The sequence below is a fragment of the Peribacillus sp. NJ4 genome (assembly GCF_030348345.1).
In the GTDB taxonomy this organism is placed as follows: domain Bacteria; phylum Bacillota; class Bacilli; order Bacillales; family DSM-1321; genus Peribacillus.
Map to the genome: position 1 here is coordinate 3,327,148 of NZ_JAUCFQ010000001.1, position 15,309 is coordinate 3,342,456.

General features: G+C 36.4%; 14 protein-coding genes and 2 pseudogenes. 5 read left to right on the forward strand and 11 right to left on the reverse strand.

Features of this window, described 5'->3' with window-relative positions; all coding sequences use genetic code 11:
* Positions 1 to 2 precede the first annotated feature (2 nt).
* Both QUF94_RS16470 and QUF94_RS16475 read right to left on the reverse strand, forming a co-directional pair.
* Positions 3 to 1,475: an aldehyde dehydrogenase family protein gene (locus QUF94_RS16470; RefSeq protein WP_289316806.1), complete on the reverse strand. Its 1,473-nt coding sequence runs from the start codon at positions 1,473 to 1,475 to the stop codon at positions 3 to 5.
* 13 nt (positions 1,476 to 1,488) lie between these two features.
* Positions 1,489 to 2,775 (reverse strand): NAD(P)/FAD-dependent oxidoreductase, encoded by a 1,287-nt coding sequence (locus QUF94_RS16475; protein ID WP_141993366.1) that lies wholly within the window; start codon positions 2,773 to 2,775, stop codon positions 1,489 to 1,491.
* A 185-nt stretch (positions 2,776 to 2,960) separates the two neighbouring features.
* Here QUF94_RS16475 and QUF94_RS16480 point away from each other — a divergent pair, with 185 nt between their 5' ends.
* From QUF94_RS16480 to QUF94_RS16490, 3 genes and pseudogenes are all read left to right on the forward strand, one after another.
* Complete coding sequence (locus QUF94_RS16480) at positions 2,961 to 4,193, forward strand: MerR family transcriptional regulator (RefSeq protein WP_289316807.1); 1,233 nt, start codon at positions 2,961 to 2,963, stop codon at positions 4,191 to 4,193.
* 160 nt (positions 4,194 to 4,353) lie between these two features.
* A pseudogene (locus tag QUF94_RS16485) lies at positions 4,354 to 4,604 on the forward strand (DDE-type integrase/transposase/recombinase); the annotation flags it as partial.
* 11 nt (positions 4,605 to 4,615) lie between these two features.
* Positions 4,616 to 4,846 (forward strand): hypothetical protein, encoded by a 231-nt coding sequence (locus QUF94_RS16490; protein ID WP_289316808.1) that lies wholly within the window; start codon positions 4,616 to 4,618, stop codon positions 4,844 to 4,846.
* Positions 4,847 to 4,965: 119 nt separating this feature from the next.
* Here QUF94_RS16490 and QUF94_RS16495 read toward each other — a convergent pair whose 3' ends face one another.
* The 3 genes from QUF94_RS16495 to QUF94_RS16505 all read right to left on the reverse strand — a co-directional run bounded on the left by QUF94_RS16495 (position 4,966) and on the right by QUF94_RS16505 (position 8,362).
* Complete coding sequence (locus QUF94_RS16495) at positions 4,966 to 6,942, reverse strand: Ig-like domain-containing protein (RefSeq protein ID WP_289316809.1); 1,977 nt, start codon at positions 6,940 to 6,942, stop codon at positions 4,966 to 4,968.
* 534 nt (positions 6,943 to 7,476) lie between these two features.
* Complete coding sequence (locus QUF94_RS16500) at positions 7,477 to 7,794, reverse strand: hypothetical protein (RefSeq protein WP_353957793.1); 318 nt, start codon at positions 7,792 to 7,794, stop codon at positions 7,477 to 7,479.
* Between the two features lie 343 nt (positions 7,795 to 8,137).
* Positions 8,138 to 8,362, reverse strand: a complete 225-nt coding sequence (locus QUF94_RS16505; RefSeq protein WP_289316810.1) for a hypothetical protein — start codon at positions 8,360 to 8,362, stop codon at positions 8,138 to 8,140.
* Between the two features lie 550 nt (positions 8,363 to 8,912).
* On the opposite strand from QUF94_RS16505, the gene QUF94_RS16510 reads away from it, so the two are divergent.
* Positions 8,913 to 9,395, forward strand: a complete 483-nt coding sequence (locus tag QUF94_RS16510; RefSeq protein WP_289316811.1) for a DUF456 domain-containing protein — start codon at positions 8,913 to 8,915, stop codon at positions 9,393 to 9,395.
* Between the two features lie 260 nt (positions 9,396 to 9,655).
* On the opposite strand, the pseudogene QUF94_RS16515 reads toward QUF94_RS16510, so the two are convergent.
* From QUF94_RS16515 to QUF94_RS16540, 6 genes and pseudogenes are all read right to left on the reverse strand, one after another.
* Positions 9,656 to 10,197 (reverse strand): annotated as a pseudogene (locus tag QUF94_RS16515) (recombinase family protein).
* Positions 10,198 to 10,504: 307 nt separating this feature from the next.
* Positions 10,505 to 10,702 (reverse strand): IDEAL domain-containing protein, encoded by a 198-nt coding sequence (locus QUF94_RS16520; protein WP_289316812.1) that lies wholly within the window; start codon positions 10,700 to 10,702, stop codon positions 10,505 to 10,507.
* 584 nt (positions 10,703 to 11,286) lie between these two features.
* Positions 11,287 to 11,706, reverse strand: a complete 420-nt coding sequence (locus QUF94_RS16525) for a hypothetical protein (RefSeq protein ID WP_289316813.1) — start codon at positions 11,704 to 11,706, stop codon at positions 11,287 to 11,289.
* Between the two features lie 133 nt (positions 11,707 to 11,839).
* Positions 11,840 to 12,223 (reverse strand): VOC family protein, encoded by a 384-nt coding sequence (locus QUF94_RS16530; protein ID WP_098177408.1) that lies wholly within the window; start codon positions 12,221 to 12,223, stop codon positions 11,840 to 11,842.
* Between the two features lie 235 nt (positions 12,224 to 12,458).
* Complete coding sequence (locus QUF94_RS16535) at positions 12,459 to 12,731, reverse strand: hypothetical protein (RefSeq protein ID WP_289316814.1); 273 nt, start codon at positions 12,729 to 12,731, stop codon at positions 12,459 to 12,461.
* Between the two features lie 575 nt (positions 12,732 to 13,306).
* Positions 13,307 to 14,581: an IS110 family RNA-guided transposase gene (locus tag QUF94_RS16540; protein WP_289316815.1), complete on the reverse strand. Its 1,275-nt coding sequence runs from the start codon at positions 14,579 to 14,581 to the stop codon at positions 13,307 to 13,309.
* A 374-nt stretch (positions 14,582 to 14,955) separates the two neighbouring features.
* On the opposite strand from QUF94_RS16540, the gene QUF94_RS16545 reads away from it, so the two are divergent.
* Positions 14,956 to 15,270, forward strand: a complete 315-nt coding sequence (locus tag QUF94_RS16545; RefSeq protein WP_289316816.1) for a hypothetical protein — start codon at positions 14,956 to 14,958, stop codon at positions 15,268 to 15,270.
* The last annotated feature ends 39 nt before the right edge of the window (positions 15,271 to 15,309 follow it).

Here is a 15,309-nt window from a genome sequence, read left to right on the forward strand (position 1 = left end):
AATTAATTCGCATACCAACCTACAGGCTTGGCATGCTGGTGGATATTGATTTGCTTCGTTTCCATAAAGTGCTCCAGCCCAGCAGCACCTAGCGCTCGGCCGATTCCACTTTGCTTATATCCTCCCCAAGGACCTTCAACATAAGCGAGATGATAACTATTAATCCAAGTAATTCCCGCACGCAATTTACTAATGACACGTTTTGCTCGATCCATATCTTCAGTAAATACAGCACCGGCTAATCCATAAATGGAATCATTCGCTTTTTGGATGGCATCTTCCTCATTTTTAAATTTCTGTACAACAAGGACTGGACCAAAGATCTCTTCCTTAACAATACGCATATTCGCATTTACGTCAGCAAAGATCGTTGGCGCAATAAAAAATCCTCGATCAAGCCCATTTTCTGTTAAGCGCTTACCACCACAAACTAATTTTGCACCCTCTTCGATTCCGCTCTTGATGTAATGTAAAACTTCATTCATATGAGGCTCGTTTGTGAGGGCTCCCATTTCAATGTTTTCGCTTTCCCCGTTGCCAACTACAATTTTGCTTGCACGCTCGGCCAATCTTTCAACAAACTTATCGTAAATGGACTCCTGTACAAGCAAACGAGATGCAGCTGAACAAACTTGCCCAGCATTGTGGAAAATACCAAACATCGCATTCTCGACTGCAGTTTCAAAATCCACATCGTCGAACACAATAAGTGGAGATTTACCACCCAGTTCAAGTGTGATTTTTTTCATATTGCCCGCAGCTGCGCGCATAATGCTTTGGCCTGTTTTTGTTCCGCCGGTAAAGGCAACCTTGTCAACATCATGGCTCTCGGCAAGCTCATTCCCAACTTTTGATCCAGGTCCCAATACCAAGTTTGCCACTCCAGCCGGAAGTCCAATCTCTTCGATAATTTCAAATAATTTGAATACGCTTACAGGAGTGACCTCAGCAGGCTTAAGTACAATTGTATTCCCTGCGGCGAGTGCAGGAGCAATTTGCCAAACAGCTAACATAAGCGGGAAGTTCCAAGGTACAATAAGTCCACAAACACCAATCGGTTCATGAATAATAATTGTTTCCGAAGAATCAGCACGAGTGTAAGATTCCTTTTTCATGCCTTTGATCAAGTCAGCATAATATCGGAAGCATTGAATCGATACCGGAATATCCGCATAAGTGGTTGCGCGAATAACCTTACCGTTATTTGCAGTTTCCAAGCGTGCAATTTCAGCTGCCTTCTCTTCAAGACGGTCTGCAATCATATAGAGATAGTCAGCTCTTTCTTCAGCTGATAAATTCGACCAGATCCCGCTGTCAAACGCTTTACGAGCCGCCTTGATTGCAATCTTTGCATCGTCTGCTGATCCATCAGCAGACGTTGCGATCACCTCTCCGGTTGCAGGATTGATAATGTTTCGTCTAGCACCGGATAACGCTTCTACCCACTTCCCGTCAATGAACATGTTAATTTTCATAAACAAGTCTCCTTTACGCAATAATATCTTTCAGTTTGAAACCAATATGTGCTAGATTTACCAGCATAGTTTTCTGATTATAGAACGGGAATGATTTGAGGCGTTCCTTTTCAAATCGATATCCACCTGCACTCCCCGTAACGATCCATTGTGCCAATAACTTACCAAACAATGTCGAGAGGGAAGCGCCGTGGCCCGTATAACCCGTTGCGAAATATGCTCCTTCTTTGGATCTGCCGATAACCGGGAACGTATCAATTGTAACCCCGATAAAACCACCCCAACGGAAATCAATCTTGCTTCCTGCTAGTTTTGGCATTATTTTAACCATGGCATCGTAAACACTTTGATAAACGGTATCGCCTAAGTTTGGACGAATATCGCCACCGCCAAATACGATCCGATTATCTGGTGTACGTCGGAAATAGTAAAGGAAATTGCTTGTATCAAAAACCATGCGATCTTTAGGAATGACGGTACTCACCAGTGATTCTGGAAGCTGTTCAGTAGCAATAATACGTGCCGATATTGGCAGTACGCCTTTGTTCAGTTCATTCATGATTTTTCCGGAGTAACCATCTGTAGCGACAATAATGTCTTTCGCAGTAACAGCACCTTTTTCTGTTACAACTTTCACACTGTTTTGACCGTACTCAATAGATAGTGCTTTCGAATGCTCAAAGATTTTTGCACCAATCGATTTAGCTGCTTCTCCCAAACCAATTGCATAGTTCAGTGGCTGGAACGAGTAACTCGAGTTGTCGACTAAGCAGCCATAATAAAGTGGGGAATCGATCTCTTGATGCAACTGACTTCGATCAAGCACGCTTGATTCGTACCCGAAATTTTTGTTTAAGTATTCGCTTTCATGTTTCAACCCTTCAAAATGCTTGACTTTGTAAGCCGCCACAATGTGACCTGTCTTTCTAAAGTTACAGTTGATTTGATGCTCGTCAATGATTTTTTTAACCAGTTCAACACTAAACAGGGAGAGATCGTTAAGCTGTCTCGCCTCGTCGACACCATACTTTTTGGCAAGCTCCTGCACCGTTGGCTTATAGCCTGGCAATACCATCCCGCCGTTACGACCGCTGGCGCCATATCCGATCGTTTCTTGCTCAAGGACAATGACACTCTTCCCTAATTTTTGCAAATGATAAGCAGAAGAAAGACCTGTGAAACCTGCGCCAATAATGACAACATCCGCCTCTTCATTTCCTTCAAGAAGCTTTTCTTTTTCATAGCTGTTTGCAGTCGCTGCCCACAGTGAGAGAGCATCCATTCGATCCATCTTATCCATAGCTAGTTCTTCTCCTTTTGTGACATGTATGCTATAATACAGTCGAATTTTATTCACAATATTCACACTTCTTGAATCCATCATATGACTTGGAGTTTCCTCCATGTCAATAGCCATTTGAGAGTTTTTTGAATTCATTTTCGTAAAAAAGTGGAGTAACTCCACTTTCTTCATTGGGGGCATCTATGAAAATTGGTACATTTGCAAAGCTTTTTCATGTTACGACCGATACCGTTCGTTATTACATTGAACAGGGATTATTAATACCAGACAAAAAAAACACCCAGTATCAAATGAACCAATTGTGTCTTGACGACATGGCTTTTATTACTGAGCTGAAAAAATTTCAGTTTACACTGCTAGAAATTCAACAAATTTTATCGTATCGGCGTGTCACAAACTTCTCGGACCATGAGGATATCGACTACTACAACAACTTACTCATTGATAAAAAAAACTCGCTGACCAAGAAAAAAGAAGACATTTCAAAAGCTATCCAATTGATTGAAAAGGCGGTTCAAACCAGCTCACCTTCATCCAAAGAAGAGAATTTTACAGGGATCCCACTTTCCTTTGTAAATCTGCTCTATTGTCCGAAGTGCCACATTCCACTTGAAATGAAAGATATAACGATTAAAAAAGTCTACATTCAAACCGGGAGTTTAACTTGTACCTGTGGATACGAGGCAGCTATCGAGGAAGGTATTATCATTACCGCGAACTTGTACGAGACGTCTCCTTATCCATCTTATTTTTACGATAAAGAAACGATTAAAGAGATCAATCCCAAAATGATTAACTTATTTGAAAAAAGTAATTTTTGGTTTCAAAAAGTTCTACAAAATGTAGATTTAAAAAACAAGTTAATCGTGGAAACAAACGTTGACGCTTTTGTGTCACTACCCAAATATATCGATGTTCTTGAAACGAGCGCATCCTATGTATTCAGTGGCTATTCGCTTGCGATGCTCAAGAAGGTTAGAAAAAGAATTGAGCGTATGAATCCGAAGCCAAATGTCCTTTATATTTTGAATTCTGATTTAAATCTTCCATTGAAACCGCTTAGCATCGATGTTTTTGTGGATAGTTTTACAGCAAATGATTTTTCACTGCTCAATCCGCAGTTCCCAATTCATGTTCTAAAAAACTATTTCCATAGCAGTTCAACAATTGTCGGCGGGTACTCCTATTATGATAGCTCGGCCAAATCCTTGAAAAATATTTCAGCCTTATATCCAAATTCCCAAGAGCATATTTTATATCCAAAATACATAGAAGAAAATATATCAGTCAACGGATTTCAAATTACGCAAAGTGAAAATATCGGTTTCTGTACAGATCCAGGACCTTTTTTTGATTATCATGTAATAGACGAAAAATTCCACATGCTAATGTATTTGGCTAGTACGAAAAAATAGCACACAAAAAGAGGCTGTCCGAAAAGTAGGCTAGTTCACGGATGAGACAGCTCCCTTGTAGCTAAAATGGTTCTGGTACGAAAACTTCAAGATTATTGCAAGTAATCTCTAAATCTTGGACATACTGATACTATTACTCTAAAAAAGGTGCGTGATCAGTATGGAAAAGCGAAATTTATTTAAATGGAAACATGATCATCCTGACAAACGAATCCGTCGTCATCTCAAGCAAACCAATGACTATTGGAGAGTCGATTAAACATATATCAAAGTAATAAGTCAATGGATGTACCTTAACGTGCTGTCGATTCGAAAGGCAATACCATCGATTTTCACCTAAGCAAAACAAGTAACCACAAGTCTGCAAAGCTATTCTTCAAGAAAGCTTTGCAGACTTTAAATCGTAGCCGGTAGATTGTTTGATGGATGTATTTAATGTAAACGTAGACATTTCAAGAAAAACGATATTTGGTTCAGAAAATGGAAAAGAAAATCGATGGCGATATGGTTTGGTCACAACATATGGGACCCGCTTTTTAGGCAAAGGAAATAATAAAAAGTATCGTCTACCAAATGGAGGAATAGACGTCGTTCTAATTTATATATCCTTACAGATGAATGATTTTATATGCAGCAGCTCTTTTTTGTATTAAGCGTTGAATCTGTTCTAATAATCTAGTGCACCAACATTATTGTTTAATAGAATATACAAAAAGAAGAACGGTAATACTTGGAAAAGTATTACCGCTTTTGATATTGTCTTTGGTTAATATTAGCTTACCTTCATTGTTTTACTTTTACTCTTGTTGCCTGATTTATCTTGTGCGTATACCTTTATAGTAGAACCCTTCTTTTGTGCCTTGATTTTCACTTTATAATTTCCTCGGCTATCTACTACACCTTGTCCGATTTTCTTGCTTCCATTGTAAATATAAATGGATGCGCCTTTTTCACTCTTACCAGTAACCGTTACGGTCTTACTAGTTATTTTATTAACCGTTGGGATCGGTGGAGCTGTTTTGTCTATTACCTTAACTGTTTTGCTGGCGCTCTTATTTTCTGAAGCATCTAAGGCATAAACGGCAATAGAAGTTCCTGCTTTTTGCTTCGAAATCTTCATGGTATACGAACCGCTTTTTGATGTGGATTCTCCGATTTTCTTACTTCCCACCCATGCATATACTTTTGCATTGGTTTCGGCTTTACCAGTAATAGAAGTCGAAGAATCATAGACGGTATTGACACTTGGAGCAGATGGAGCTGTTTTATCGATTACTTTAACCGATTTACTTGCGCTCTTATTTTTTGCTACATCAACCGCATAAATAAGAATAGACGTACCAGCTTTTTGTTTAGCAATCTTCATGGAATAAGCACTGTTTTTCGCTGTTGCTTCCCCGATTTTATTGCTTCCCACCATCGCATATACTTTTGCATTGGTTTCAGCTTTACCCGTAATAACCATCGCATTATCATAGACGGCATTCACAGTTGGAGTGGACGGTGCTGTAACATCTTTAACCGTTATCTCTTTTGCCGCACTTGTATTTCCGGCATCGTCTGTTGCTGTTACAGTTATTTTTGTTCCGGCTTTTTGTTTTGGAATGGAAACCGTATATGTGCCTACGGTACTTGCTTTCGCTGTTCCAATTCCTTTCGTCCCTGCTTTAACTGTAAGGGTTGACCCCGCTTCGGCTTTTCCTGTGACATTCGTCGTTTTATCCGTTACTTCATTCACACTTGGTATTGTAGGAGCTGCATTATCTACAGGTGGTGTCCAAGACGAATCTAGCTTTTTAAAATAAGCAGAGGAAATGAAACCAGTTGACTTTCCATCTTTCGTTTTAACAGGGAACCAGACAAATTGATTTACACTTCCTAATCCTTTGTCATATGTAAATTCTCCTGTTATTTCCAATATAGCATTTTTGGGAGCTAGATTATTTTCGTCCCCGGATTTAGTAGGATGTTTTCTTAAATTCCCATTCCCTCCTGTTACAACTATATCGTCCCCGTTTTTTACAAAATAGACAGAAGTATGCAATGGGTCCGCTAGTGTGAAGGTATCCTCTAAAAAATTAATATTGTTGGTTTTAGTGTCGTATGAGAAGTGCTCTTTCTTAAAAGGAAATTGTGCTAATTTTGTATCTCCTAAGAAACTGTCATTTTCAATATACGAAAAGACTATTTCTTGATAAGCTTTTGTATTTTTCGTCCCATCGCTCTGGTATACAGGACCATTAATAGACTTTGTTCCATTGTACGCCATTATAGGGAAATACCAATTTTCTATTTCCTGTCTTCCTGCACCTTGTATTTTTGGAAGTCGTCCGTAATCGAACTTTTTACTAAGGATTTTTACGCCCTCTTCAATATTGAAGGTAATATCGTATTTTAATTTCTCTTTATATATTAATTTCTCTTCATCGGCGTACCCCTGTGGTATATCTGTAACCTGCATAATACCGATTCCACCATCAGAAGTGATATTAGGCTTGTCCTCTATGAATTGTAAAAAATCACTTTCTTTTCTAGCCACAGCTTTAACAACTTCTGGAGGGATTTCTGCATCCAAAGCTGCATTCGTCAGTAAGCAGTTAATATGCTGAAAATCGGGATTGTCATTTTGCTCAATTACGTCAAACTTTGAGCAATTGGATGCCCAATCTGACGCGGCGGAGGTTTCTTCATAATCCAAACCGAGTAATAAACACGTTAATAATCCTGCCCTTAAAAAGATTGATTTCATTTATTCCATTCTCCAATCTACTTCTACTTATTTAATAATCTATCTACATTTTACCATAATTAGTTTTTTTTAATATATCCTCCAATGTTATTTAAATAATAGAATGAAGACTAGAAACTGAAGACACAACCAAGATAGCATTACTCGATTTCTAGTTAAAACAGAACAAAAAAGAGAGTTAATACTCATGCAAGTATTAACTCAAAAGTAAAACATCTTAATTGGATGCTCAAATACTATCCAAATCTAAAACCTAACTAACTTTTACCGTTTTACTCTCACTCTTACTCTTGTTGCCTGATTGTCAATGGACAGATGATGATATCAGGAGATTTTTAATGTCGCAAAAGGTACAGTATACAAACCTATTAGTAGAAGAAGCGAAATTCATTTTTCAAATCTAACTAACGTTTTTTCGGGAATTTTAATCTCGTCACTATCAAAGTTATTGATTTGGGTAGGTTATCTCACCATCTCGCTTTTCAGCTTCTTCCCCCTACCCAACAACATACAAAAAAATCACCTTTCTCAAAGTTAATTTATTAGCATTTTATCTAATTCACGAACTTTATCATATGACTCCAATAGTTGTTCAGGTATTAATGTTCTCCCATAATCCCAAGCATTAGTTTCTATTTCAGATTTTAGCTTTTCTTTTTCTTCTTCGTGACCATACATTAAAATCCTTAAATCATGTTTGTTTTTCTTAAAATCTAAATAATAACCAATCATACGATAAAGAATAATTTTAACAAAGTCTTCCTCTGTCTCTTTAATTCTAATTTTCCCTTTATAACCGTTAACTTGAAGGTAATTGAATTTTATAGTATTGGTCGATACGTTATAACTCATAGGTGCACTTAGATTATTGTCGAATTCATAAATAATATCCAAATTGTGCTCATTTAATGTGTTATTAATTATCTTTTCGATATCGCTTATATAAAGCATTTAACTATCACTTCCCTTTTAAAGACTTACTTCATTATAGTTGTAGATTAAGTTATTCTTCCTTTATCAATATAATAAACTGTTGAGATATTAAAATCACACAGTTAAAAATAAAGGAAATATTTACTATATAATACTGAAGTGGAGGGTAAGTCCTACGAGAAGTGTGATTAATCCCCTAATAGAACCCCTAATAGGAAAGGAATTTGCTTTTAATTACTCTTCCATACTTTCCTCCTTCTATTTATTGCACTTTAAAGCTTACTATCATTGGTTGTAATTCTTCTTGATATTGTTCTACCATCATTGTATTATACTTTTCAAGCCAAGAAACGTAATGAAGTGCTACATTATGCGCAATATCAAAGTAGGGGACAGGTTCGTTGTAACCACTCTCTCTGTGAGCTGAAAATTTATCTCTGAAGTCTTTCATCGTTTGCCAATATTTTGCATAGTCTTCATGCGTCATGTTCAGAGCTTCCAAGAAGTATTCCCGTGCATGGTATTTGGTAGTAAAGGTAATCCAACACATTATTCTAAAGTGGATTTTACCGAAGAATATGATTATGTACCTTAGAAAAGCCAAAAATACGGTCTTATTTTTAACATCCATCGTGAGCTGAATAAGCAAAAGGCTTTACCTACAGTTCCTTGAAATATTAATTATTACAAATAATTGTCCTGTAATACGTTTTAATCCTTCTCTATCCGCCACCAATTGAGTAAATAATACATAATGAACTATATCTTTAAAAACAAACAAAGACCCAAATCCTTGTTATATCAAGGATTTGAGCCTTTGTTAGTTGATGACCTTTGAGGGATTCGAACCCACAACCCCTTCCCTGTCAATTTTGTTTCATTAAAACTGGTAAGTGCTTTTGTTTAAAAAAGGTTGAAGTTGAAGTATTAAGTCTGCTTCTTTTTATATACAAAAAAAGAATAAATGGTTTTTGTCCCTAAATAGAAATATAATTTAGTAGATATATGATAAGTAAGTATGAAAAGGTGGAGTTTTATTGGATATTTTATGGTGGGGATTAACGATCGTCTTATTTGCTTTAAGTTTTGTAGGAATTGTCTATCCTATTATTCCCTCGGTTGTTGCCATTTGGGGAGGATTTGCAGTTTATCAATTCCTCATTGATTCTGATGAGTTATCCTTATGGTTCTGGATCAGTATGGTTGTGTTGAGCGGTGTATTAATCGCGGCAGACATTATCGCAAATAGTTATTTCGTCAAAAAGTATGGGGGGTCAAAAAAATCCGAGACAATAGCAGCTATTGCCACGATTGTTGGTTCATTTGTCTTCCCTCCTTTTGGAATAATTCTCGTACCATTTTTAGCAGTCCTCGTTTCGGAATTAATCATTCAAAAAGATATAAAGAAGGCTACTAAAGTTGGGTTTGCTACTATAATCGGTTTTTTAGGCGGCAGTTTAGCCAAAGTATTACTTCAATTATTGATGATCGTTTTTTTTATTTTAGCGGTAATTTTTTAATTACTTATCAACGGCCAAATTAGGAAAAAGCTGACTTTCAACAGTCAGCTTTTTCTATGAACAGAAGTCCCATTGACCTATCCGGTACAAGATAATAAGAGAAAAAAGTGATGGAGGAAAAGGAACTATTAGTGAGATAAGTAGATTGAAAGGATGCCACTTTAGGCGATAATTTGCACTTATTTTAAGTGCCATTTTGCACATGCAACTTTAAAACCCAGCTACCTTCATAAGAGAAGATTAGCAGGGTTTCTTCATTATTACTGCTTTTCTAAATATCGATAAATCGTTGTTCGAGATACGCCCCAACTTTCTGCGACGTCTTTAATCGGTGTACCATTTTCAATTAGGGACTTCATCATTTCAATATCTTTCGGTCCAAATTTTTCAGGACGTCCACCAAGACGACCACGTGCTCTAGCTGCAGCTAGTCCGGCAGCCGAACGTTCCTCAATTAAATTACGTTCAAATTCCGCAAACAAATGAAACATCAATTGGCCAGTGGCATTGCTTTTTTCCATTGTTAAATTTTCTTGTAGACTGTGGAAGCCCACACCACGTTCATTTAAGCTATTCACAATTTGAATTAAATCTTGCATATTGCGTCCTAATCGATCCTATCGCCAAACTACAATCGTATCGCCTTCACGTGCATACTGAAGTGCTTCCTCTAAACCAGGACGCTGTCTTTTTGCCCCACTCATTTTATCATGAAAAATTTTGGAACAGCCATATTGCGTAAGTCCATCTGTAAATGTAAATTTTGTAATCCCGTCGACACACGTGTATATCCAATTAACACTCAAATCACTCTTTCTTATTTTCCCTTTTATATTTATTGTAACAGAAGATAAAAATAGATAGGTTATTGAACGTAGAATATTGAACAAAGTTTTGTTACGCTAAAGGCAATAAAAAACGTCCTTTACAAATCGAACAGTGGTGTGTTCAGAAAAGGACGAGTTTTGGAACAAATAATAATTTATTTATAATATCGTGCTTAATCGATAAAAATCAAATAAACGCCAATCCCTTATAGATATGGGATTGGCGTTTTGGCGTACTTCTTAAAGTTACAAATATGTTAAGTTCATTTTATAAACAACATTTCAAGAAATATTTTTCAATTCCTCTGTTAATCGTAGGAATTCTTCTTTGTTTTGATCCTGTAATGACTGGTCAATCTCTTTTCGGATTTGCTCTTTTCGGAAATCAAGAAGGGCTTTGTTTATCACCATTTCAGCAAATTCAGAATCCTTGACGTTTATTTCAGGTTGTGGTGGTGTATTAGCCAAATTCTTTTCCATAGGAAACCAACTCCTTAACCTTTTTTCTATTATACCAAAAGTTTTCAGATTATTCAAATAATTAGACAAGTAGTTCCAATGAAATAATCCGTTTGCTCAATGAAAATGAGTCAGTGAAAAATATAATTGAAAAAACAGGTAATAAGAATGACTATCTATAATATAAAGAAGAAAATATGAATTTGTGTAATTGTACAATTGTGTAGTTGTGTTAGAATTACAAAGTACAAATAAAGACTACATCCCGATTAAGGATGTAGGCTGGTGATACTTCTGGTTGTTACTTTCCAATTATCCAGTTGAAAAGCCTATATTCTTTAAATATATATAAGAACAATTAATTGCCTAAATATAAAGCCTGTATCTTAGATTACCGAGTAATCATTGATACAGGCTTTTTTTATACTCCTTCTTGAACTAAACCAGCTAATAGGATGTCAATATCTTTCTCTAAAATTTTCATTTCCCTTATGATATACCATTTTTGGCCACGCCAAATACCCCTCCAAAACCCTTTTGGAAGGATTTTTCTCTGTTTCACAAAACCGTTAATTAGGCTAAATCTAGGAACGTTTCTTTTCTCTTTAATAGAGCGTAAATCCAATGAAGAACTTATTCATACAGGCAACGTTAGCGATTTCAGCATTATATTGATCTTCGGTTAAATATCCTTTAATCTTTTCAGCGATTTCATCAAATTTCGGGGGATTGGATGGATATTTAACCGTATATAGATCTGTACTATAATCTTTAAATAATTTTTCTGCCTCTTCTACTTTGACCACATTTTCCTCTTTAACGGATTTTCCTTCTTTTTCTTCACCGTTTTCTTTGACCACATCTTTGTTACAAGCAACTATACCAATAAACAATATAGACAAAAACAATATACTAAGAATTTTCTTTATGATAGCCACCTCATTCCCTTCAAATGAACCTACACTACATATTCTATACAAATTATGAATTACCCTTGTTGAACTATCCTGCCCCGTTAGTTCCATAAAGAAAAAGCTGCCTTAAAGACAGCTCCGATCTTCAGCTAACGCACCCGTTAGTTTCTTAAGCCTTGTTGTAGAGTTGACGCAAACTGCGAAGTTAAAAGGAAGTAGTGTAGCCGACTACTCCCTAAGAAAATTAACCATTACAAATCATAAGTACATTACCATCTGGGTCTTGAAAGTTAAAATATGCAAAATCTCCAATTCGCTCTATTTCTTTGACAATGGATATGTTATTACTCTTGATGAATTGGTGAGCTTTGTCTATATCTTTTGCGTAGAAATTAAATAAGACATTATTGGTTGGCTTAAATATAAAATTCGGATCAAAAGTATGGTCATCTAAAGTTAATCCAGTTTCACTTGTTACAGGAATATTGTAAACAGGTGATTTTACAGAGTCATTATTCTGAGAGATGCCAAGGAGATTGCAATACCATTCAACTGATTTTTTTAAATCTTTAACATGGATAAAAACATTGTTTATTTTACTATTAATCGGAGAACTGGCCATTTTCATTGTTTTCCACCTTTCATTGAATCTTACCTAAAGAAATTCAACAAGTTTCAAAAAATCCCTTTAAGGGTTCATCATAGTTCGATTACACTGCGCATGTTGAACTAACCTGCCCTGATAGTTGCATAAAGAAAAAGCTGCCTTAAAGACAGCTCCGATCTTAAGCTAAAGCACCCGTTAGTTCTATAAGTCTCTTAAAAAGGAGGATTGGAAAAATCCAACCCTTTTGTATTAAAGATTATGGACCTTGTGTAAGTATAGCGACGATGTTATATAAGATTGGGAACAGAAATAAAATGATGTTAAAAATTATTCCAACTAACGAAAGTTTATCGCGATTCATTTTATAGCCTACGGATCCCAATATAGCTCCTATTGGACACAGTATAAACGGAAATACGAGTGGCATTCCTTGAATTTTCAAGGATACGATATCAAATAAAAAGTTAATGATCAATAATGTTAAAACAGACGGGATTAGAATGGATATAAGTCCTGGTATTTTTTGCACAACAATTGCCCCTTAATGAATTAGATTATAAAAATTTGTGCCCTTAATGATAATTTAACACTACCTAATTTTAACAAAAATAAGTGTGTTTGTGTAAATATCGAACTACGCCGTACGAATACACTACGCTTATGGAACTCCCTCAGTTTAATACGATTTTCTCACAAATACTCGCTTATTCGCAGGATTTCATCACCTTTGAATTTAAGTTCACGGGTAAAGGGAGTGATTTCAGGACATGAAGATTTCGTGAAGGCATAGTGAAATAAAGGAGTTGTACAAGACTCCACATTTTACCATATAATGTACATTCTCCACGCCGCCCCTGGAGGCTTTCCCTCCCATGTCTCAACGGGTCAATTGCCCTATCATTCCTTCGTCATGCCTATCCAAGGGGTGAAGGCCAGTTATGCTAACCTGATGATGGGTCGGTGCCCTTTTGTTCAAGAAATCTGGTACTCCGTACATATTTGAAATCCTACGAATAAGCCAACATTCGTAAAAAGAAAAAGTCTATGAAAATTAGTTTTTGAAGGTTCCCTTCGAGAACCCTATTAAAAAATCCCCCTTTAAAACTACGCAACCAGTTCAGTTATAGGTTGAACTTTATCTGCACAATAAGACTCGTTTCTGCGTGCTATTCCAACAAATATCCTGGCTAGCTTACCTACCAATTTCATAATCGATTTCATTTTCTTCATTTTTTTCACCTTAACATTATGGGAGTGAATGCCTCGAAATTCCGTGTTATTCATCACAAGGCTCATGGTGGCTAAGTAAAGGAAACGCCTTAGCCTGGATCGCCCTCGCTTAGAGATGACAATTTGGCCTTTCCACATTCCAGAGCTTGCTTCAGCCAGATGCAACCCAGCGTGCCGAAGTAAAGAATTACCGTGTGAAAAACCACTTAGATCTCCTGCTTCACCTAATATTCCGGCTAATGAAATTTCACTAATTCCCTTAATGGCAAGAAGCTTCTTGGCAAAAGGTATTTGTTTTAATACATCCTTAACCTCTTGTTCCACTCTTTCGAGTTGTAAGACAGCGAGATCATACTCCTCTAATAATTGTTCCAAATGAAATTTATACGCTTCAAGTGCTTGTCTTGTGACGACAGATTTCCTAGCTAACTGAAGAAGTAATTGAGCTTTCTTTAATCCAGGCTGCCTCTTCATTATTGATTTCCATCCTGAAACAACATCATGAGATTTCAGGGAACGCAGTTCCATTGGAGATGGAAATAAACGAAGTGTGGCGATCGCCCCTTTACCAGTAATGTCTTTAAATACTTGCCTGAGTTCGGGAAAGACAATATCCACCCAACGGTTTAATTGATTAATAGTGCTAACGAGTCGTTTAACTACCACATCACGGTTAGACATAAGGACCCTAAGTATTTCAAATGATTCTGAAGTGTTCCTGACAAAGGCGTAGTAACCGTTCTTCACCATATCAGCGATGACCAGGGCATCTTTCTTATCACTTTTGGACTGAGTATTATCACGGTTTTCTTTATTCCTTTTTACTAAGTGAGGGTTTACTGTTACTACCTCAATTCCTTGTTTAAATAGCCATTTTGAAAGATTAATCCAGTAATGGCCTGTAGGTTCCATTCCCACGATGGCTGCCTCCAGTTTATTTAATCTTTGAAGCTTATCTATCCATTTTAATAAACTAGCAAATCCATCTTCATTATTTTCAAATGCAAGTGGATCTCCGACTACAATTCCACGGAAATTCACTGCTCTAGCCACATGTAATTGTTGGGCAATATCCACTCCAACAACAAGGTGATTATCGGAAATTCTTTCTATTAGTTGATTTTGTTTATCTTGCATTTTAAACTTCATATTAGGGTTCCTCCTAAGGTTTTGAGTTAGAGTGGTTTCTTACTCATATCTTACTGAGGAGCCCTATTTTTTTCAAAGCTGAAAAATAACGAACTACAGGAATGCTAACCTGCCCCGTTAGTTCCATAAAGAAAAAGCTGTCTTATGACAGCTCTGATTTTCAGCTAAAGCACCCGTTAGTTTAAGTGTATAAAATCACAAACTTAGCTGTTTTTGTTTAATAAGAAAGATGTACTCAAAACTTACTTTCATTCATTACAGGAATGCTGCCCCGTTAGTATAGTAACTTAACTGTAAACGGATTGTTACACAAATAGCATTGTTGGAGGAGACTTCAATGTATATAATTAAGACTCGTTAAGGAGTGAAGAAAGATGATAAGCGTAACAGTAGATAAGTTAAAATTCAGGAAACAATTATCGGTGATTGAACAAATCACACTGAAAGATTTTCTGTATACCTGGGTAGGTAGCTCAAGCAAGGGATTGGATGATTTTTTTCACCTTGAGTACACAGTAGATGTATTTGCCAAAATGGAAAAAACGACGAATGACACCGATTTGTTGATTTCTGATGATGATTATTTCAGATACATAACATTGACGGAAGATAATCAAATTGTGATAGGTGTTTTAGATATGAATTCAGAATTAAAACATAGAATAATTTCACTAGATAAGATGAAATAATTCTTTGTTTTCTTTAACCCATACAAAAAGAGGCAGTGG